Annotated in this window: 21 protein-coding genes; 6 read left to right on the forward strand and 15 right to left on the reverse strand. The window is 65.7% G+C overall.

Annotation, left to right across the window (positions count from 1 at the left end; translation table 11 throughout):
- Window positions 1-42 precede the first annotated feature (42 nt).
- The gene (locus ACO07K_RS13075; RefSeq protein WP_422036368.1) at window positions 43-1,221 is read left to right on the forward strand and encodes a GNAT family N-acetyltransferase; all 1,179 of its coding nucleotides are present in this window, start codon (window positions 43-45) and stop codon (window positions 1,219-1,221) included.
- A 4-nt stretch (window positions 1,222-1,225) separates the two neighbouring features.
- Here the strand turns inward: ACO07K_RS13075 and ACO07K_RS13080 are convergent, their stop codons facing one another.
- The 4 genes from ACO07K_RS13080 to ACO07K_RS13095 are packed head-to-tail and all read right to left on the reverse strand — an operon-like array spanning window position 1,226 to window position 4,959.
- Entirely contained in the window at window positions 1,226-1,399 is a 174-nt protein-coding gene (locus tag ACO07K_RS13080; protein WP_422036369.1) for a hypothetical protein, read from the reverse strand.
- Window positions 1,399-3,720, reverse strand: a complete 2,322-nt coding sequence (gene clpA / locus ACO07K_RS13085; RefSeq protein ID WP_422036370.1) for an ATP-dependent Clp protease ATP-binding subunit ClpA — start codon at window positions 3,718-3,720, stop codon at window positions 1,399-1,401. Before clpA ends, ACO07K_RS13080 begins: the two co-directional genes overlap by 1 nt.
- Window positions 3,721-3,762: 42 nt before the next feature.
- The gene (clpS, locus tag ACO07K_RS13090) at window positions 3,763-4,188 is read right to left on the reverse strand and encodes an ATP-dependent Clp protease adapter ClpS (RefSeq protein ID WP_422036371.1); all 426 of its coding nucleotides are present in this window, start codon (window positions 4,186-4,188) and stop codon (window positions 3,763-3,765) included.
- A gap of 51 nt (window positions 4,189-4,239) precedes the next feature.
- Entirely contained in the window at window positions 4,240-4,959 is a 720-nt protein-coding gene (locus ACO07K_RS13095) for a hypothetical protein (protein ID WP_422036372.1), read from the reverse strand.
- Window positions 4,960-5,120: 161 nt separating this feature from the next.
- On the opposite strand from ACO07K_RS13095, the gene ACO07K_RS13100 reads away from it, so the two are divergent.
- Window positions 5,121-6,551, forward strand: a complete 1,431-nt coding sequence (locus ACO07K_RS13100) for a D-alanyl-D-alanine carboxypeptidase family protein (protein ID WP_422036373.1) — start codon at window positions 5,121-5,123, stop codon at window positions 6,549-6,551.
- Here the strand turns inward: ACO07K_RS13100 and ACO07K_RS13105 are convergent.
- The 10 genes from ACO07K_RS13105 to fabD all read right to left on the reverse strand — a co-directional run bounded on the left by ACO07K_RS13105 (window position 6,520) and on the right by fabD (window position 15,835).
- Window positions 6,520-6,954, reverse strand: a complete 435-nt coding sequence (locus tag ACO07K_RS13105) for a gamma-glutamylcyclotransferase family protein (RefSeq protein ID WP_422036374.1) — start codon at window positions 6,952-6,954, stop codon at window positions 6,520-6,522. The two genes, ACO07K_RS13100 and ACO07K_RS13105, sit on opposite strands and share 32 nt — an antisense overlap.
- Entirely contained in the window at window positions 6,954-8,357 is a 1,404-nt protein-coding gene (pgmG, locus tag ACO07K_RS13110) for a phosphoglucomutase/phosphomannomutase PgmG (RefSeq protein ID WP_422036375.1), read from the reverse strand. Before pgmG ends, ACO07K_RS13105 begins: the two co-directional genes overlap by 1 nt.
- Window positions 8,358-8,390: 33 nt before the next feature.
- Window positions 8,391-9,707, reverse strand: coding sequence for a UDP-glucose dehydrogenase family protein (locus ACO07K_RS13115; protein ID WP_422036376.1), 1,317 nt, complete (start codon window positions 9,705-9,707; stop codon window positions 8,391-8,393).
- 4 nt (window positions 9,708-9,711) lie between these two features.
- Window positions 9,712-10,587, reverse strand: coding sequence for a UTP--glucose-1-phosphate uridylyltransferase GalU (galU, locus tag ACO07K_RS13120; protein WP_422036377.1), 876 nt, complete (start codon window positions 10,585-10,587; stop codon window positions 9,712-9,714).
- 111 nt (window positions 10,588-10,698) lie between these two features.
- Entirely contained in the window at window positions 10,699-11,412 is a 714-nt protein-coding gene (locus ACO07K_RS13125; protein WP_422036378.1) for a DnaJ domain-containing protein, read from the reverse strand.
- A gap of 1 nt (window position 11,413) precedes the next feature.
- Window positions 11,414-12,454, reverse strand: coding sequence for an endolytic transglycosylase MltG (gene mltG, locus ACO07K_RS13130; protein ID WP_422036379.1), 1,041 nt, complete (start codon window positions 12,452-12,454; stop codon window positions 11,414-11,416).
- A 22-nt stretch (window positions 12,455-12,476) separates the two neighbouring features.
- On the reverse strand, window positions 12,477-13,733 hold the full coding sequence (fabF, locus tag ACO07K_RS13135; RefSeq protein WP_422036380.1) for a beta-ketoacyl-ACP synthase II: 1,257 nt from the start codon (window positions 13,731-13,733) through the stop codon (window positions 12,477-12,479).
- Window positions 13,734-13,767: 34 nt separating this feature from the next.
- On the reverse strand, window positions 13,768-14,007 hold the full coding sequence (locus ACO07K_RS13140) for an acyl carrier protein (protein WP_295135853.1): 240 nt from the start codon (window positions 14,005-14,007) through the stop codon (window positions 13,768-13,770).
- 133 nt (window positions 14,008-14,140) lie between these two features.
- On the reverse strand, window positions 14,141-14,881 hold the full coding sequence (fabG, locus tag ACO07K_RS13145) for a 3-oxoacyl-[acyl-carrier-protein] reductase (RefSeq protein ID WP_422036381.1): 741 nt from the start codon (window positions 14,879-14,881) through the stop codon (window positions 14,141-14,143).
- Between the two features lie 12 nt (window positions 14,882-14,893).
- Entirely contained in the window at window positions 14,894-15,835 is a 942-nt protein-coding gene (gene fabD, locus ACO07K_RS13150; RefSeq protein ID WP_422036382.1) for an ACP S-malonyltransferase, read from the reverse strand.
- A 237-nt stretch (window positions 15,836-16,072) separates the two neighbouring features.
- On the opposite strand from fabD, the gene rpsF reads away from it, so the two are divergent.
- The 4 genes from rpsF (at window position 16,073) to ACO07K_RS13170 (ending at window position 19,135) form a co-directional block, all read left to right on the forward strand.
- On the forward strand, window positions 16,073-16,528 hold the full coding sequence (rpsF, locus tag ACO07K_RS13155; protein ID WP_422036383.1) for a 30S ribosomal protein S6: 456 nt from the start codon (window positions 16,073-16,075) through the stop codon (window positions 16,526-16,528).
- A complete protein-coding gene (gene rpsR / locus ACO07K_RS13160; protein WP_295135841.1) occupies window positions 16,525-16,758 on the forward strand; it encodes a 30S ribosomal protein S18 in 234 nt (77 codons plus the stop codon). Before rpsF ends, rpsR begins: the two co-directional genes overlap by 4 nt.
- Before the next feature lie 15 nt (window positions 16,759-16,773).
- On the forward strand, window positions 16,774-17,415 hold the full coding sequence (rplI, locus tag ACO07K_RS13165; protein WP_422036384.1) for a 50S ribosomal protein L9: 642 nt from the start codon (window positions 16,774-16,776) through the stop codon (window positions 17,413-17,415).
- Between the two features lie 82 nt (window positions 17,416-17,497).
- A complete protein-coding gene (locus ACO07K_RS13170; RefSeq protein WP_422036385.1) occupies window positions 17,498-19,135 on the forward strand; it encodes an ABC transporter permease in 1,638 nt (545 codons plus the stop codon).
- Here the strand turns inward: ACO07K_RS13170 and ACO07K_RS13175 are convergent.
- Entirely contained in the window at window positions 19,110-20,144 is a 1,035-nt protein-coding gene (locus ACO07K_RS13175; protein ID WP_422036386.1) for a Fe(3+) ABC transporter substrate-binding protein, read from the reverse strand. The genes ACO07K_RS13170 and ACO07K_RS13175 overlap by 26 nt on opposite strands.
- Window positions 20,145-20,208 lie beyond the last annotated feature (64 nt).

The following is a 20,208-nucleotide window of genomic DNA, read 5'->3' on the forward strand; positions in this document are numbered from 1 at the left end:
GATTGGCCATCGTGCTGGCACGATTCGCGCTATGCTGCCCTCATGCCGGATGATGCCCCGACGATCGGCCTGCGCATCGTCGATACGCTTGCAGCGGTCGACGCCGCCCAATGGGATGCCTGTGCGCTCGCGCCGGGATCCGCCGGCAGCCCGTTCCTGAGCTATCGCTTCCTCAAGGCGCTGGAGGACTCGAAATCGGTCGGACGCCGCACCGGCTGGCAGCCCCAGTACCTGCTGGCCGAATCGGACGACGGGACGCTCCAGGGGGCCGCCCCTCTCTACATGAAGAGCCATTCCCAGGGCGAGTATGTGTTCGACCATGGCTGGGCCCAGGCACTCGAACGCGCGGGCGGCCGCTACTATCCCAAGCTCCAGGTCGCCGTCCCCTTCACGCCGGTTCCCGGCCCGCGCCTGTTCGCCCGCCCGGGACCGCTGGCGGACGGCGTGCGCGACGCCCTGATCGACATGCTGGCCAAGGTCGCAGGCGACAACAACATCAGCTCGGTCCACGCCACCTTCTGCACGGAAGAGGAGTGGAAGCGTTTCGGCGAACGCGGCTGGCTGCTGCGGCTGGGGCAGCAATATCACTGGAGCAACGACGGCTACCGGACCTTCGACGATTTCCTGGCGGCACTCTCCTCGCGCAAGCGCAAGGCGATCCGCAAGGAGCGCGAGGCCGTGCGACGCGAGGGCCTCGTCATCCACACGCTGAGCGGCCCCGACATCCGGCCCGACCACTGGGATGCCTTCTTCGCCTTCTACATGGATACCGGCGGCCGCAAATGGGGCACGCCCTATCTGACGCGGTCCTTCTTCGACATCCTCGGCGCCACCATGGCCGACAAGGTGGTGCTGGTTCTGGCCGAGGCCGATGGCCGTCCCGTCGGCGGCGCGCTCAATCTCCGGGGCGACGATACGCTCTACGGGCGCTACTGGGGCTGCCTCGAGAGCCACGCCTTCCTGCATTTCGAGGCCTGCTACTACCAGGCCATCGACTATGCGATCGCCCATGGGCTGGCGCGGGTCGAAGCAGGCGCGCAGGGCGACCACAAGATCCAGCGCGGCTACCTGCCGGTACCGACCTACTCAGCCCACTGGATCTCCGACCCGAACTTCCGCCGCGCCGTCGACGATTACCTCAAGCGCGAGCGGCCCGCCGTGCAGCAGGAGATCGAAGGGCTGATGCAGTATTCGCCGTTCCGGAAAGAGAACGAGACCTGACGGCCTACTTGGCCATCAGGACGCCGAAGAAGAATACGACGAAGAAGACGAGCTGGTCGGTCAGACCGAGCGGCGCCTGCCATCCGATCTTGTCGACGATGAACAGGACCACCCAGAACACCGCGGTGGCAAGCACCGCGGCGCGAAAGGCGATCCAGAGAGGCTTGAACGCACTCACTATTCGGCGAGCACCGGTTCCTGGCTCGCGGGCGGCAACGCCCCCCGCTCAGGCGGCAGGAAGGTGAAGACGAGCTTGCCAGCCTCGCCCGGCGCATCGACGTCGACCCGCACCGTGCCGCCGTCGGAGAGCTTGCCGAACAGCACCTCCTCGGCCAGCGGCTTCTTCACATATTCCTGGATCACCCGGCCGAGCGGACGGGCGCCGAACAGCCTGTCGTAGCCCTTCTCCGCCAGCCAGCGGCGCGCACCATCGGTCAGCTCGATGAAGACCTTGCGGTCGGCGAGCTGGACCTCGAGCTCCGCGACGAACTTGTCGACCACCTTGCCCATCGATTCCGGGCCGAGACTGGCGAACTTGATGATCGCGTCCAGACGGTTCCGGAACTCCGGGGCGAACATGCGGTTGATCGCCTCGTTGTCTTCGTCGTGCCGCTGCTCGCGGCCAAAGCCCAAGGCAGGCTTGGCGATGTCGGCGGCGCCGGCGTTGGTCGTCATGCAGAGGATGACGTTGCGGAAGTCCACCGTCCGGCCGTTATGGTCGGTGAGCTTGCCGTAATCCATCACCTGCAGCAGGACGTTGAAGACGTCCGGATGGGCCTTCTCGATCTCGTCGAACAGCACGACGCAATGGGGATGCTGGTTCACCTTGTCGGTGAGCAGGCCGCCCTGGTCGAAGCCGACATAGCCCGGCGGGGCACCGATCAGCCGGGAGACGCTGTGCCGCTCCATGTACTCCGACATGTCGAAGCGGATGACCTCCAGGCCGAGCAGGCGCGCGAGCTGACGCGTCACCTCGGTCTTGCCGACGCCGGTCGGGCCGGCCAGCAGGTAGCTGCCGATCGGCTTCTCCGGCGAGCGAAGACCGGCGCGGGCGAGTTTGATCGACGCGGCGAGCTGGTCGATCGCATGGTCCTGACCGAACACCACCGTCTTCAGGTCGCGGTCGATGGTGCGCAGCATCTCGGTGTCGTCCTTGGAAACCGACTTCGGCGGGATGCGGGCGATCTTGGCGACGACGTCCTCGATGTCACTCACCTCGATCACCGTCTTGCGGTCGCCTGGCGCACGCAGCATCTGGGCGGCCCCGACCTCGTCGATCACGTCGATCGCCTTGTCGGGCAGCTTGCGGTCGTGGATGTAGCGGGCCGACAGCTCGACGGCCGCCTTGATGGCGTCGTCGGTGAAACTCACGTGATGGTGCTTCTCGTAGACCGGCTTCAGGCCGCGCATGATCTCGACGGCATCGCTGATCGTGGGCTCAGGCACGTCGATCTTCTGGAAGCGTCGCACCAGAGCGCGATCCTTCTCGAAGTAGTTGCGGTACTCCTTGTAGGTCGTCGAGCCGATGCAGCGCAGTTCGCCCGACTGCAGCGAGGGCTTCAGCAGGTTCGACGCGTCCATCGATCCGCCCGAGGTCGCGCCGGCGCCGATGATCGTGTGGATCTCGTCGATGAAGAGGACCGAGTGCGGCTTCTTCTTGAGCTCGGTCAGGACGGCCTTCAGCCGCTCCTCGAAGTCGCCGCGATAGCGGGTGCCCGCCAGCAGGGCGCCCATGTCGAGCGAGTAGATGACGGCTTCCTTCAGGACTTCCGGCACCTCGCCATCGACGATCTTGCGCGCAAGGCCTTCGGCGATCGCCGTCTTTCCCACGCCGGGCTCGCCGACATAGAGCGGGTTGTTCTTGGTGCGCCGGCACAGGACCTGGATGGTGCGCTCGACCTCGTGTTCGCGGCCGATCAGCGGATCGACGCGCCCGTCCCGGGCCTTCTGGTTGAGGTCGACGCAGTAGGTCGCGAGCGCCTCGTTGCCCTGCTTGGCAGCGGCCTCGCCGCCCGCCTCTTCCTCCGAGCCGCTGACGCGGCGCGTGCGCGTGCGGCCGGGCACCTTGGCCTTGCCGTGACTGATATAGTCGACCGCATCGAGGCGGGTCATGCCTTGGTTCTCGAGGAACGAGACGGCGTGGCTGTCGCGCTCGGAGAACAACGCGACCAGCACGTTGGCGCCCGTCACCTCGTTGCGGCCCGACGACTGCACGTGCACGGCTGCCCGCTGGACCACGCGCTGGAAACCGGCGGTGGGCAACGGCTCGCTCGCGCTCTGCGTGATGATGCCCTTGAGGCGGTTGTCGACGAACGTCTCCAGATCGTGCCGCAGACGGTCGATGTCGACCCCGCACGCCTTGAGCACGGGAACGGCATCCTCGTCCTCGGTCATGGACAACAGCAGATGCTCCAGCGTCGCATATTCATGGCGACGCTCGCCTGCGAGCCCGAAGGCGCGATGCAGGGACTTCTCGAGGTTCTTGGACAGCATGGACATCGAACCACCTCGACTGGAAAAACGAACTACTCTCGGCCGTCGTTACTCTTTCTCCAACGTGCACTGGAGAGGGTGCTGATTCTTGCGCGCGTAATCCACCGTCTGCGTGACCTTGGTCTCGGCGATCTCATACGTATAGACGCCGCAGACCCCCACGCCCTTCTGGTGGACGTGCAGCATGACCTCGGTCGCCTCTTCGCGATTCTTCTGGAAGATGTTCTGCAGAACGTCGACCACGAACTCCATCGGCGTGTAGTCGTCGTTCAGCATCAGCACCTTGTACATCGACGGCTTCTTCGTCCGCGTCCGCGTGAGCGTCAACGCGCCGGTACGGCCATCGTCACCTTCGCCGTCGTCCCGGCGGGGCGGCTGCTGGGGAGGCCCACCGGGCGGCTGTTGCGGAGGGTCGTCCGCCCCGCCGAGCCGCCATTCGCCTGCGTTGCGCAGAAAATCCATCGTCGTCGTCACGCTCCAAAACCAAACCACCCGTGAATTATATAGGTAGCGTTACGGATTCCGCTACCTCGGCCGCAGACCGTCCTTTCCGACCACCAGCATCCAGCGATCGGCACGGGCCCGGTGGAGCGGCGCGTTCCAGTCGCGGCGCAGCTCGGCGGGCTCCAGCTTGCGCGGCGGATTGACCGGGATCGGCACCTTGTCCCACGAGAACAGCCGGGCTGCGAACGTGACGTTTGCAAAGCCATCGGTCGGATAGTGATAGGCTTGGAAACCCCACACGCCATTCCGGCAGGAGGCAACGGTCCACCAGAAGTCGTTGTCGGGCAGGCGCATTCCATCCTTGGGAGGACCAAAGGCGCGGCTTTCCTCGAGCGAGGCCATGAGTTCGCGCGTCTCCTCGAAGGTCAGGATGCGCTGGCCGCCCTTCATGCTCCACGGCGCGAAGATATCCTTCGGATTGGAGATGAGCATGTTGGTGATGCCGGTCGTGACATTGCCCTGCCCCTCCAGCACGCCGATGTTCATTCCGGCCACGCCGTCGGGCTGCAGGTAGATGTCATAGGCGCGGACCTGCTCCTCCCAGAGGGCATTGTAGATGAGTCTGAGATGGCTTCGCCCGCCCGGCACGCAGGCGGCGCGGATGTCATTGGCCGCAACGAAGTCGAACCAATGAAAACTGCGCACGACCGGCAATTCGACATTGCGGTCCGGCCGCTGAGCAAGAGCGGGACTCGCCGAAATCGCGGTCAGGACCCCCAGCGCCAGCAGAAATGCCTTCATCACGCCTCCTAATGAGAGAATTGCATAATCCGAACCAACTGGGGCAGCAGAGCGGCATGACTTGCGTTGCATAGCCCCACAAACTTTAGTAAAGTTCTAGCAATTGCTCATAAGCGGTTGAATGGGCACAAGAATCTGATTTCGCGTGTGGCGTATTCGCAATGACATTTCCCCTCAGGCGAATTGCGGTCGGCTTTTCTTGGCTCGCCGTCAGCATTCTTTTCCTCGGTGCCTCGCTCGCGCCCTCCCCTGTTGACGCCCAGACCCAGGCGAAGTCGGTCAAGCGGGCCGCCCCGCCCGCCAAGGCGCGCGCCAAAGCCGCCTCACGCAACACCTCCTCCTCCTGGGTCGCCAATCCGGGGGTGACGGCAAAGGATTCCTACCTGATCGTCGACGCGACGAGCGGCCGCGAGCTGGCCTCGGATCGCGCGGATGAACTTCGTCATCCGGCCTCGGTCACCAAGCTGATGACGATCTACCTCACCTTCTCGGCACTGGATTCGGGTCGGCTGTCCCTCGGCGACGGCCTGCCGGTGTCCGTGAATGCCCTGAACGCGCCGCCCACGAAGATGGGGATGACGCCCGGCGGCACGGTAAACGTGCGCGATGCCACGATGGCGCTGGTCACCCGCTCGGCCAACGACGCGGCGGTCCTCCTGGCCGAAGGCCTCGCCGGCAGCGAGGAAGCCTTCGCCCGGCTCATGACGCAGAAGGCGCGCCAGCTGGGCATGAGCTCGACGGTGTTCCGGAATGCCTCCGGCCTGCCCAACAGCGAGCAGGTCACCACCGCCCGCGACCTGGCGAAGCTCGCCAACGCGCTGTTGCGCGACTATCCGCACTACTATGCGATCTTCTCGGTGCAGAGCTACCCCTATCGCGGCCGCACTCTCGAGAACCATAACCGCATGCTCGGCAACTACGACGGCGCCGACGGATTGAAGACCGGCTACACCAACGCCTCTGGCTTCAACCTCGTGATGTCGGCGGTGCGCGACAACCGCCGGCTGATCGGCGTGGTCATGGGCGGCACCAGCGCCGCCCAGCGCGACCGGACGATGGCCGCCCTCATGGATCGCGGCTTCGCTCTGGCGCAGGCCATGCAACTTTCGCCCTGGACCTCGGTCCGCAAGCCGGCATCGGCGCGCTACACGGCGGCCCAGTTCGATCCCGGCGCCAGCTTCGCCGAGGCGTACCGGCCGCCGGCGACCCCCTCGAAGCAGGTCAACCCCAAGTATGCGGGCTTCGTCCCGCCCGCCCCGGCGACGCCGGCCGCCCCCGCCGCTTTCACCGCCGCTCCGCCGGCCGCAGCGGACACGCCCGCGCTCGGCAGCTGGGTGATCCAGGTCGGATCCTTCAGCGAGCCGCAAGCGGCCCAGGCCGCCCTGGAACGGGCGACCGCCGCCCTTCCCGATGCGCGTTCGGCTTCGGCGATCGTCGACGAGGTTCAGATGGCGAACCGCGTCTTCCATCGGGCGCGGCTGATCAACCTGTCGCAGGACCAGGCCATCGAGGGCTGCAAGCGGCTCGAGAAGCGCAAGGTCTATTGCGCGGCGCTCCAGGTCACGGCCTGGAATACGCCGGGTGCACGCTGAGCGCTTTCCTCAGTCGATCGACGAACGAGCGCTTGTGACGGCGCTGCCACAGCACCAGGTCCCATAATTCCGGGCTGGGCATCAGACGCGACTGGATGGGCTCGAAGACCGAGACTTCGGTAATCCGGCCCTGCAGCTTCACCCGAAGCGGCGCGATCCGGTAACCGGGTCCTTCATAGGCTGCGAGATGCGCGATATCCCGGTCGCTGAGGCCGCCCACGACCGCGCCTGGCACCTCGCCGCATGGATCCGCGATGACGATGGGATAGGTGGCGCCCTGCACGCGCCGTCTTTCATGCCCCTGCAGTCTTGCCGCCACATAGGCCTGAGGCGGCAACCGCCGCCCCAGAACCAGAGCCGTCACGTCGCGATCGAGCAACGTGCCGTAGAAGAAGAAGCGCATCAGTGATGGCCGGACGCGGCGTCGTCCGGGAGATCCACGCCGCACGCCGCCAAGGCGGCCTTCAGGTCGGCCATCAGTCGCTCGAGGCCGGCATCGTCGGCCGCCTCGCAGCGCGCCACCAGCACCGGCTGCGTGTTCGACGCACGCAGCAGCCACCATCCGTCTTTGGTGCTGACCCTCACGCCGTCGATATCGGAGAACTCGGCGCCGTCCTTCTGCAGGCGCGCCTTGACCTTTTCGACCACGCCGAACTTCTGGTCGTCGGGGCAATCGAAGCGCAGCTCGGGCGTGTTGACCGGCTGCGGCAGCCCGTCGCGCATCTCCGCGAGGCTCTCCTTGGCGTTCGCCACGATGTTGAGAAGCCGCAGCCCGCAGTAAAGGGCGTCGTCGAAGCCGTAGAAAGTGTCGGCGAAGAAGACGTGACCGCTCATCTCGCCGGCTAGCGGCGAGCCGATCTCGGCCATCTTGCTCTTGATCAGGGAATGGCCGGTCTTGAACATCAGCGGCTTGCCGCCGGCCTTGGCGATCTCGTCGAACAGGACCTGGCTGGCCTTCACGTCGGCGATGATGGTGGCGCCGGGATGGGTCTTGAGAACGTCGCGCGCCCACAGGACCAGAAGCTGGTCGCCCCACAGGATGCGTCCCTTGCCATCGACGGCGCCGATGCGGTCGCCGTCGCCGTCGAAGGCGATGCCCAGGTCGCAGCCCCGTGCCTTCACCTCGGCAATGAGCTGCTCCAGGTTCTTCGGCACGGTGGGATCCGGGTGATGCGCCGGAAAGGTCCCGTCGACCTTTTCGTTCAGCACGAAATGTTCGCCTTCGAGCTTGTCGACGACCGACCGAATCGAAACTCCGACCGCCCCGTTGCCGGTATCCCACGCGACCTTGAGCTTCTTGCCGGGCTTGACGTCGCGCAGGAGCCGCGCGGCATAGTCGGCCAGGATCGCACGCTTCTCGACCTTGCCTTCCCCCGTTTCCCAGTCGCCCTTCCCGGCCATCTCGCCGAGCTTCTGGATGTCGGCCCCGAAGAACGACTTCTTGCCCATCATCATCTTGAAGCCGTTGTAGTCCGGCGGATTGTGCGATCCCGTGATCTGGATCCCGCCATCGGCCTCGAGATGGTAGACCGCGAAGTAGAGCATCGGCGTCGCGGCGAGACCGATATCGACCACATCGATCCCCGCGGCAGTCAGGCCCTCGATGCAGGCGGCGGCGAGTTCGGGAGAACTCAGCCTTCCGTCGTAGCCCAGCGCCACGCGCTTGCCGCCGTTGCGACGCACGAGGGTGCCCAGGGTGCGTCCGATCGCCCGCGCATCCGCGGCATGAACCGTGTCGCCCACGATTCCCCGGATGTCGTACTCACGCAAGATACTCGGATCGAACTTGTGCGCCATCTGGCTCATTTATATGACTCCGGAAAGGGACCGTAAGGACAGTCAGCCGTGCGCGATGGGCCGGCCGATACTGTCATAGGCGAAGCCGAGCGACCGCATCTCCGCGGGATCGAAGATGTTGCGCAGGTCGACGATTCGGGGCTGTCGCATGACTTCCTTGATGCGCCGCGCGTCGAGGCCACGGAACTCGTGCCATTCGGTGATCACCACCAGCACGTCGGCCCCGGTGGCCGCCTCATAGGCATTCTCGGCGAAGATCACGTCTTTCATAAGACGTGCGGCTTCGATCATCCCCTCGGGATCGAAGGCCACGATCCTGCCGCCGGCAGCCTGGAGCGCGGGCACGATGTCGAGGGACGGCGCGTCGCGCATGTCGTCGGTGTTTGCCTTGAACGTCAGCCCCAGCACGCCGATCGTGAGCCCCGCGACCGAGCCGCCGCAGAAGTCGATGACCTTCTGCGCCATCTTCTTCTTGCGGCTGTTGTTCACCTGAATGACCTGCTCGACGAGCGTCTGGGGCGCATCGACCTCGCGCGCGGTGTAGGCCAGCGCAAGCGTGTCCTTGGGGAAGCACGAACCGCCGAAGCCCGGCCCCGGATGCAGGAATTTCCGACCGATTCGGCCATCGAGCCCGATCCCGCGCGCCACGTCATGCACGTCGGCCCCAACCTTCTCGCAGAGATCGGCGATCTCGTTGATGAACGTGATCTTCGCCGCGAGGAAGGCATTGCCCGCGTACTTGGTGACCTCGGCCGTCTCGATGTTGGTGAAGACCATCGGCGTCTGGATGAGATTGAGCGGGCGATAGACCATCGACATCACGTCCTGCGCGCGCTGGCTTTCGACGCCGATCACGACGCGGTCGGGCTTCATGAAGTCCTCGATCGCCGCGCCCTCGCGCAGGAATTCGGGATTGGAGGCGACATCGAACTCCGCGGCAGGATTCGACTCGCGAATGATTCGGGCTACCTCGCGGCCCGTACCGACCGGCACCGTCGACTTGTTCACCACGACCGTGTAGCCGCGGATGGCCTGGGCGATTTCCGCGGCCGCGGCATAGACGTAGGACAGGTCGGCATGACCATCGCCGCGACGCGTCGGCGTGCCGACGGCGATGAAGACGGCATCGGCATCCCCGACCGCATCGCCCAGCTGGGTACTGAAGCTGAGACGGCCCGCCCGCGCATTGTCGGCGACGAGCTTGTCGAGCCCCGGTTCGAAAATCGGAATCTCGCCCTTGCGCAGCCGCTCTATCTTGGCCGCATCCTTGTCGACACAGATCACGTCGTGGCCGAAGTGGGCAAAACACGCTCCGGAAACCAGGCCGACATAGCCCGATCCGATCATAGCGATACGCATTTGGTCAGCCTTTCACGAAACGACCAAGAAGGGCCCGCGTCTCCGCGGCAGTGTCGGCGCGGTGCAGGGCTACGGCGACGTTCGCCTCGAGGAAGCCGAGTCGATTGCCGCAGTCGTAGCGCTGTCCAGCATAGCGCAGCGCGTGGAACGGTTTATGACCGATCATCTTCGCCATCGCGTCCGTGAGCTGTATTTCGCCGCCGGCACCGGTCTCGTGCCGGTCCAGATGCTCGAAGACTTCGGGCAGCAGCACGTAACGGCCGATCAGGGCCAGGGTCGAAGGTGCCTCTTCCGGCCTGGGCTTTTCCACCATCCCGGTGATTTCCGACAGGTTGCCCTGCTCGTTCTTCACGGCCGCGATGCCGTAGCTCTTGGTCTGCTCCCGGGGCACGTCCATGACGGCCACGACGCTGCCGCCCGTATTCTCATGTGCCATCACCAGCTGGCCGATGCAGCTCGGCGTGTCGATCGTGAGTTCGTCCGGCAGCAGGACGGCGAACGGCTCGTTTCCGATCCAGTGGCGGGCGCACCACACCGCGTGTCCGAGGCCGAGCGGCTTCTGCTGACGCGTGAAGATGGCATTGCCGGGTTTGATCGTCGCGCCCTGTGTCAGCTGCAGTTCGGGCGCCTTCTTGCGCTGCTCCAAGGTCGCTTCGAGTTCGTAGGCGTGATCGAAATGATCCTCCAATGCGCCCTTGTTGCGCCCGGAGACGAAGACGAATTCCTCAATGCCGGCGGCGAGGCACTCCTCCACCGCATACTGGATGAGGGGGCGGTCGACGACCGTCAGCATCTCCTTCGGCATGGCTTTGGTCGCAGGCAGGAAACGCGTTCCCAGACCGGCGACGGGCAGGACCGCTTTACGAACACGCTGCGCCATGCTTATCGACCTCACTTGGTGTCTGGATTGTATATTAGAATCAATGATTTGACAGGATGGTGGCAGGCCCACGGCTGGCTTGATGCCATGTCGACGCTCTGCCTGGCAAGATCAACCGGCAAGCAGGACATCCTTGGCGCGGTTGATGCGCGCCGCCAGATCCGCTGTCCCTCCGACATCCGGGTGCATGCGCTGAATGAGCCGCCGATGGGCTGCGCGAATCTCTTCCGCGGTGGCGCCTCGTTCGAGTCCGAGGACCGCAAGCGCCTCGTCGCGCGTCATGTCGGCCCGTGGACCGCCCTGCGGGGGGGCCTGCCGGGCGGCGCGCCAGTCGGCGCCGAGTCGCCGGTCGAGATAGGCTTCGAGCACTCTCAGCGAATCGGCATCGCGGGCGCATTCCTCCCGCAGTTCCAGGAGCTCGCCGTCCCCGAGCACGTCGAGGGCGCGCCCCGCGAAGCGCCCCGCCAGCACCGTCCCGCCGACGTCGCCGCTGCCATGGTCGATCCACGCCTGCAGGAAGGCCGTTCTGACCTCCGTCCGCTGGCCCGTACCGGGTGAACTGAAGCCGCCCGAAGCCCGCTGCCGCACCGCGCGGGCAATCAGGGCCGTGATGGCGACGCCCGCCAGGCCCAGCAATTCCGGCAAGAGGCCGGGCAGAAAGCGCAGGCCGAATATGAGCAAGCCGGCCACGCCGATACCCCCCAGAACCACCATGAAGACACGCAGGACGCGTGCCAGCGAGGAGGGATTTGCCCGCAGGAACCAGGCGACGACCAAGGCGATGGCGGCAAATGCGAGAAGCGCCAGAAGGAGCGCTGCCGGCATGCTACTGCCGGGTCGTTGGCGCCTGTAGCGCCGGCGTCTGCGGCTGGGTTTGAGGTTGGGATTCCGCCCGCTCGCGCTGGATCTGGCGCCAACGCTCGACGTTGCGATTGTGCTCCGGCAGCGTGAGGGCAAATGCGTGACCGCCCTGCCCGTCGGCCACGAAGAAGAGCGAGCGGTCGCGCGCCGGATTGGTCGCCGCGACGATGGATGCACGGCCCGGATTGCAGATCGGCCCGCGCGGCAGGGCGGCGATCACATAGGTGTTGAACGGCGTGTTCGACTGCAGGTCGGTGCGCGTCAGGTCGCGGCCGAGCGGCGCCTTGCCTTCGGTCAGGCCGTAGATGGTGGTCGGGTCACTCTCGAGCTTCATGCGACGGCGCAGCCGGTTGATGAAGACCGCGGCCACGCGGGTGCGCTCGGACGGCACCGCCGTCTCCTTCTCGACCATCGACGCCAGGATCAGCGCCTCGCGCTTGTTGGCGAGCGGAAGTCCGGCGGCGCGCTTGCGCCACGCCTCGTCCAGCGTCTTCTCCATCGCCTCCTTCATGCGCAGCAGCAGCCCGTCGCGGGTGTCGTCGCGCGAATAGAAGTAGGTCTCCGGCAGGAGATCTCCCTCCTTCACGTCGAGCGTGATGTCGCCCGCAAGCGCTTCGGTCTTGCGAACCAGCTCCAGCACTTCGGGCGTCGTCATGCCCTCTGGAATCGTGAGGCGTCGCTGCACGACCTTGCCCGACTGCAGGAGCTCGACGAGCGCCTGCATCGAGGTATGGGCCGGCACCTCGTACTCTCCCGCCTTGATGGGCTTGGGCGAGGGATCGATCATCAGTGCCACGCGGAACAGGCGCGGATGGGCGATGACACCCTCTTCCTGCAGCAGCTTGGACATGGTGGTCGGTCCAGCGCCGCGCGGGATCACGATGTTCTTCGTCTGCTCGAGCGGCCCCTGGGCCGTGAGGATGACGTGGCCGACATAGACCGAGCCGCCCATCAGGGTGACGAACAGCGCGATGAAGAAGAGAACCCAGCGGAAGTAGCTGAGCATGACTCAGCTCCTCAGAAAGAAATCAGACGGGTCCGACGATCAGGGACGCGTTGGTGCCACCGAAGCCGAACGAGTTGCTCAGCGCGTGGCGAACCTTGCGCTGCTTGGCCTGCTTCGGCACGAGATCGATGTCGCAGCCCTCGTCCGGCTCGTCGAGATTGAGCGTCGGCGGAACCGCCTGATCGATCAGGGACTTGATGGCATAGATCGCCTCGATCGCGCCGGCCGCGCCCAGCAGATGGCCGGTGGCCGACTTGGTCGACGACATCGAGAGAGCGTGGACATCCTGACCGAAGGTGCGCTTCACGGCGCCGAGTTCGATCACGTCGGCCATTGTCGACGTGCCATGAGCGTTCACATAGTCGATCTGGTCCGTACCGAGATTGGCTCGCTTCAGCGCCGCCTTCATGGCGCGCACCGCACCGTCGCCATCCTCGGACGGAGCCGTGATGTGATAGGCGTCGCCCGACAGGCCGTAGCCCAGAATTTCGGCGTAAATCTTGGCGCCGCGCTTCTTGGCATGCTCGTATTCCTCGAGCACGAGGCAGCCGGCGCCCTCGCCCATTACGAAGCCATCGCGCCGCTTGTCCCAGGGGCGCGAGGCCTGCGTCGGCGTATCGTTGAAATCGGTCGAAAGCGCCTTGCAGGCATTGAAGCCCGCGATGCCGATCCGGCAGATCGCCGCTTCGGCGCCGCCGGCCACCATGACGTCGGCATCCTCGTACTGGATCAACCGGGCCGCATCGCCAATGGCGTGCGCGCCGGTTGCACAGGCCGTGACGACGGCGTGGTTCGGCCCCTTGAAGCCGTACTTGATCGAAACCTGCCCCGACACGAGGTTGATGAGGGCGGAGGGAATGAAGAACGGGCTGACGCGGCGAGGTCCCCGCTCCTTAAGGACCAGCGACGTCTCGTAGATCGTCTGGAGACCACCGATCCCAGAGCCGATCATGACGCCGGTCCGGTTGAGACCTTCCTCGTCCTGCGGCATCCATCCGGAATCCTCGACCGCCTGCTGGGCGGCCGCGATTCCGAAGATGATGAACTTGTCGAGCTTCCGCTGCTCCTTGGGCGCAAGGTAGTCGTCCACGTTGAAGTGGCCGTTTGCCTTGTCGCCCTGGGGCACCTCGCCCGCGATCTTTGTCGCGAGATCCGAAGTGTCGAAAGCCTGGATCGACCGGATGCCGGACTCCGCCGCCATCAGGCGGCGCCAGTTCGTGTCCACGCCGTCACCCAACGGCGTGACCATCCCCATGCCGGTTACGACAACACGCCTCATCTTCCGCCCTTCCTCTTTCAGGAACCGGTGAAGATCAGGACTTCGCGGTGCCTTTGATGAAGCCGATGGCATCGCCGACGGTCTGGATCTTCTCCGCCGCGTCATCGGGAATTTCGATACCGAACTCTTCCTCGAACGCCATCACCAGCTCGACCGTGTCGAGGCTGTCCGCGCCCAGATCATCGATGAACTTGGCCTCTTCCTTGACCTGCGCGGCTTCGACGCCGAGATGCTCGACGACGATCTTCTTAACGCGCTCGGCAATATCGCTCATTTCTTGTCCTTCCCGTCTATCCAACTAATTCCGGTCGCCAGGGGGTTGGCGAATGCCGGGCTCTTAACATAGCTCCCGGGCCATTGGCTAGGTCCGAAAAGCCCACAGAATCAGGCACTTGTAGGCCTGTCCCTCAGATCATCGCCATCCCGCCGTTGATGTGCAGCGTCTGACCCGTGACGTAGGCGGCCTCGTCGCTGGCGAGATAGACCACGCCGGCCGCAATCTCTTCGGGCGTGCCGAGCCGATCGGCAGGGACGCGCCCGAGAATGGCTTTTTTCTGGTCGTCCGTCAGCACGTCGGTCATCGGCGTGGCAATGAAGCCCGGCGCCAGGCAGTTCACGGTGATGCCGCGCGACGCCAGCTCCTGCGCCAGCGACTTCGACATGCCGATCAGGCCGGCCTTGGCCGCCGCATAGTTCGCCTGCCCCGGATTGCCGGTGACGCCAACGATGGAGGTGATGTTCACGACCCGGCCGAAGCGCCGCTTCATCATCCCCCGCATCGACGCGCGGATCAGGCGGAAGGTCCCCGTCAGGTTCACCTGCAGGACCTTTTCCCATTCCTCGTCCTTCATCCGCATCGAGATGTTGTCGCGCGTGATGCCGGCATTGTTCACGAGGATGTCGAGCTTGCCGCCCATCGCGGCTTCCGCCTCCTTGGCCAGCCGGTCGATGTCGGCCGGATCGTCCATCCTGGCTGCGACCACGTGAGCCCGCTCGCCGAGCGACGCCTTGAGCTGCTCCAGGGCCTCCGCGCGTGTCCCCGACAGCGTGACGGTCGCGCCCTGCTTATGCAGTGCCCGCGCGATCGCCCCGCCGATACCACCGGATGCGCCGGTGACGAGAGCTGCCTTGCCGGTCAGATCGAACATGGCACTCTCTCCTTATGCCGTCTTCAGGAAGGCTTCGATGTCGGCCGGCGTGTTCAACGCCATGCCGGTCATGTCTTTGTCGATACGCTTCACGAGGCCGGACAGAACCTTGCCGGTGCCGCATTCGACCAAGGCGTCGACACCCTTCGTCTTCATATACTGGACGCTCTCGCGCCAACGGACGAGGCCGGTGACCTGTTCCACCAGCCTCTGCTTGATGGAGGCCGGGTCGCAGAGTTCAGAGGCCAGCACGTTGGCCACGAGCGGCACGCGCGGGGGCGTCAGGACCACTTCCTCCAGCGCGACCTTCATGGCATCGGCAGCCGGCTGCATCAGCGGGCAATGGAAGGGAGCGCTCACCGGCAGCATCATGCCGCGCTTGCAGCCCCGGGATTTGGCGGCCTCGATGGCCCGCTCGACCGCTTCCTTGTGGCCGCTCACGACGATCTGCCCGCCGCCATTGTCGTTGGCGACCGCGACGACCTCGCCCTGGGCCGCTTCCTTGCAGGCCTCCTGAGCGGCTTCCAGCTCGATGCCGAGCAGGGCCGCCATGGCGCCCACCCCGACCGGCACGGCCTTCTGCATGGACTGTCCGCGCAGCTTCAGGAGGCGGGCGGCATCCGCGAGCGTCAGGGCGCCGGCGGCGGCAAGCGCCGAATATTCGCCGAGCGAGTGGCCCGCGACATAGGCGGCAAGTGACGACAGCGGCTTTCCTCCGTCCTTCTCCAGGATCCGGGTGACCGCGACGCTCACGGCCATGAGGGCGGGCTGGGCGTTCTCCGTCAGGACGAGGTCGCCCTCCGGGCCCTCCCGCATCACCTTCGACAGATTCTGCTTCAGCGCCTCGTCCACCTCACCGAACACCTCCCGGGCGGTGGCAAAGGCCCCGGCGAGATCTGCCCCCATGCCGACAGCCTGCGATCCCTGCCCCGGAAAGACGAAAGCCCGACTCATGCGCGTTTTCCCATGATTTTCATCGCGATTGCGGGCAGTCATACCGGGGCGCGGGACGCAGTCAAGCCGCACCGGGAATACTTGCTTTCGGACTGCCGGCCTGTATAACCGCGCCTCTTCGGGGCCTCAGTCGGCCTCGATCTCCTTGCCGCCCCGGTGCATTCCGCGTGGGGCGGCTAGATCCGGGCGGTTCCTTGGAACTCCGGGTCACTAACAGCCATAAGGAGCCGAATCTACATGGCACTCTACGAGAATGTCTTCATTGCGCGTCAGGACGTTGCGACGACGCAGGTGGAGGCTCTGACCACCCAGTTCTCCGAACTGGTCACCAGCATGGGCGGCACCGTCTCCAAGAAGGAGTATTGGGGCCTGCGCTCGCTGACCTACCGCATCAAGAAGAACCGCAAGGGTCACTACACCCTGCTCAACATCGACGCCCCGTCGGCGGCGGTGAAGGAGCTGGAGCGTACGATGTCGATCAACGAAGACATCATCCGCTACATGACCGTGCGCGTCGATGAACTCGAGGAAGCCCCGTCGGCCATCATGGTGCGCAGCGCCGAGAAGTCCGACCGTCCGGGTGGCGATCGTGGCGACCGCTGGGGCGATCGCCCGCCGCGTCGCGAGCGTTCGCGCTTCGGCGACGAGGGCGGTGCCGCCCCGGTGGCCGCTGAAACGGGAGAAGAAGCATGAGCGCACAGCGTCGTCCGTTTACCCGCCGCCGCAAGAGCTGCCCGTTCTCCGGCGCCAACGCCCCGAAGATCGACTATAAGGACGTGCGCCTTCTGCAGCGTTTCATTTCCGAACGCGGGAAGATCGTACCGAGCCGTATCTCGGCAGTCTCGTCCAAGAAGCAGCGCGAACTCGCCCAGGCGATCAAGCGCGCCCGCTTCCTGGCCCTCCTGCCCTACCTCATCGCCTAGTCGGGAGACGCAATCATGCCGATGAACGTCATCCTGCTCGAGCGCGTGCCGAAACTGGGCCAGATGGGCGACGTTGTGAAGGTGAAGCCCGGCTTCGCCCGCAACTACCTCCTGCCGCAGAAGAAGGCGCTGCGCGCGACCAAGGACAACATCACCTACTTCGAGTCGCAGCGTAAGGTTCTCGAGGCGCAGAACCTCGAGCGCCGCTCGGAAGCCGAAGCGGTCGGCGCCAAGATGAGCGACCTCAAGGTCATCATCATCCGGCAGGCCTCCGAGGCTCTCCAGCTCTACGGTTCGGTCACCTCGCGTGACATCGCCGACGGCGCCGCCACCCAGGGCGTCAAGATCGAGCGCAGCCAGGTCGAACTGGACAAGCCGATCAAGGCGCTGGGCGAGCACAAGATCAAGATCCACCTCCATCCGGAAGTGGTGGTCGAGATCTCCGTGCTGGTCGCCCGCTCCGCCGAAGAGGCCGAGTTCCTCTCCAAGGGCGGCAGGCTGGTCGCGGAGACCGAGCGTGCGCAGATTGAAGCGGCGGAAGCCGCGCAGCGTGCGGCCGACCAGGCTGCCGCGCTGTTCGAGGCCAAGTCGGCCGAGGCTGCCGAGGGCGAGACCGCCGAGGCTGAGGCCGAGGAAACGCCGGCCGACCCGAAGTAATCCGCGTGCCGACAGGCACCGCGCAGCGCTTCGAACGCATGCCATCGCTCCGCGATGGCATGCGTTTTCTTTTGGTGCATCCGTGATCTGGCGACTGGGCGCCCTCGCCGTTGCGGCCGTCGTCGCGCTGCCGCTGCTCGGCATCGCCTCCAGCCTGTTCAGCCCCCAGGGCGAGCTCTGGCGTCACCTGGCCGAGACGCAGCTCCGCGACATCGCCCACAACACCATCGTCCTGCTGGTCGGCGTCGGCCTGGGCACGGTGGTGATCGGCACCGGCACCGCCTGGCTCGTCACGATGTGCCGGTTCCCCGGAAGCCGTGTGCTGCAATGGGCGTTGCTGCTGCCCCTCGTCATGCCGACCTACATCATCGGCTACGCCTATGCCGACCTGCTGACCTTCGCTGGCCCGCTGCAATCGGGACTGCGCGCCGCCATGGGATGGAGCCGCGGCGACTACTGGTTCCCGCAGTTCGGCTCGCCCCAGGGCGTCGCGCTGCTCTTCACGCTGGTCCTCTACCCTTACGTCTACCTTGCCGCGCGTACGGCGTTCCTTGCCCAGTCGCAGTCCCTGCTCGAAGCGAGCCGCATCCTCGGCAACGGGCCGTGGCGCACGTTCCTGCGGATCGGCCTGCCGCTCGCCCGCCCGGCCATCGCCGCGGGCGTCGCTCTGGCGCTGCTGGAGACGCTCGCCGACTTCGGCACCGTCCAGTATTACGGTATCCACACCTTCACCACCGCGATCTACCGGACCTGGTATGGCATGGGCAATCGCGAGGGGGCCGCGCAGCTCTCCATGGTTCTCATCCTGATCGCCGTGGCGCTCGTCGCCCTGGAGTACCGGTCGCGCGGACGGGCGAGTTTCACCATCGCCTCGAACCTGCGCTACGTCGCCGAACCGGTGCAGCTCGCCCTGCCAGCGGGTCTTGCCGCCCTCGCCGCCTGCGCCCTGCCGATCCTGCTCGGCTTCGTGGTGCCGACGGCGCACCTCGCGCAGCTCGCACTGTCTTCGGGGGTGCAGATGACCGACCAGCGCTTCATCGGTGACGCCTTCAACAGCCTGATTCTGGCGACAGTGGCGGCCGTCATCATCGTCAGCCTCGCGGTTTTCCTGAGCTACGCCGGGCGTCTCGTCCGCCGCCGACTGCTCCACCGCACCATCGCCTTCGCATCGCTGGGCTATGCCATCCCCGGCGCCGTCATCGCCGTCGGCGTCCTGCTGCCGCTGGCATTCGCCGATCACGGCCTCGATCTGCTCTCGCGGCAGGTGTTCGGCGTGCCGACCGGCCTGCTGCTGAGCGGGACCGCCTTCGCCCTGGTCGTCGCCTATACCGTGCGCTTCCTCGCCGTCGGCATGGCCAACGTCGCGCCCGGACTTGCCGCGATCGATCCGGCCATGGACGCGAGCGCGCGGATCCTGGGAGCCAAGCCACGCGATGTCCTGTGGCGCATCCATATACCGATGCTGCGGGCGCCTGCCCTGACGGCCGGCATCGTAGCCTTCGTCGAGGTCCTGAAGGAGCTGCCGGCGACCCTGCTGATAAGGCCCTTCAACTTCGACACGCTGGCCATCGGGGTCTACCGCTTCGCATCCGACGAGCGCCTTGCCCAGGCAGCCGTCGGATCCATTCTGATCGTCACCGTGTCGCTTGCACCGGTGATCCTCCTCAGCCGCACGGTGGCGGCGTCGGGACGTCCTACTTCCAGCCCGCGCGGTCCATGATCTTCAGCGCCTCGGCGTTGTTCTGGGCGAACACGCGGGCATTGAGCTGGTCTTCCTTGAAAGTGCCCAGCGCCTTGAGCTCCGGCGAGAGCTCGACCGAGGCCACGACCGGGTATTCCGAGTTGCCGTCGGCGAAGTACTTCTGGGCCGGCGGCGAGACCAGGTACTCGAGGAACTTGACCGCCGCCTGCTTGTTCGGTGCGTGTTTGGCGACGCCGCCCGCGCTCAGGTTCACGTGCGTGCCGCGGTTGGACTGATTGGGGAAGATCACGCCCAGCTTGGCCACGATCTCGCGGTCCTCAGGCTTGGACGAACGCATCAGGTTCACGAAGTAGTAGGTGTTCACGACCGCGACGTCGCCCTCGCCCGCTGCGGCGGCCTTGATCTGGTCGGTGTCACCGCCCCGTGGCGGACGCGCCAGGTTGGCGGCAACGCCCTTGGCCCAGGCTTCCGTCTTCTCCGGACCGTCGGCCGCGAGGATCGAGCCGGTGAGCGACTGGTTGTAGATGTTTCCGGAGGAGCGGATCAGGACCTTGCCCTTCCACTTCGGGTCGGCGAGATCCTCGTAGGTCTGCGGGCCGGCAGCCGCCTGCATCTTCTCCTTGTTGAACACGATGATGCGGGCGCGCTTGGAGAAGCCGAACCAGGTGTTGTCGGGATCGCGCAGATGGGCGGGGATCGCCTTGGCCAGGACGGCCGAATCGGTCGCCTGCAGCAGCCCCATTTCGCGCGCGCGCTCGATGCGGCCGGCATCGACGGTAATGAAAACGTCGCAGGGGCTCTTGTCGCCCTCGGTGCGAAGCCGCTGGATGAGCGGATCCGGCTCGGCATCGACGCGGTTGATCTTCACACCCGTCAGATCCGCGAAGTTGCCGTACAGCGCCTCGTCGGTCTTGTAGTGGCGGGCCGAATAGAGGTTGAGCGTACCGCCCTGGGCCCAGGCCCGGCGGGCGATGAACGCACCGGAACCCAACGCCAGGCCAGCCTTCACAAGCGCACGTCTCTTCACGTCTTCCTCCGATGCGAGTGAGTATCAATGGCCCCGATATCACTCGGGGTGAAAACTGGCAATT

The sequence above is a fragment of the Reyranella sp. genome (genome assembly GCF_965228225.1).
Taxonomy (GTDB): Bacteria; Pseudomonadota; Alphaproteobacteria; order Reyranellales; family Reyranellaceae; genus Reyranella.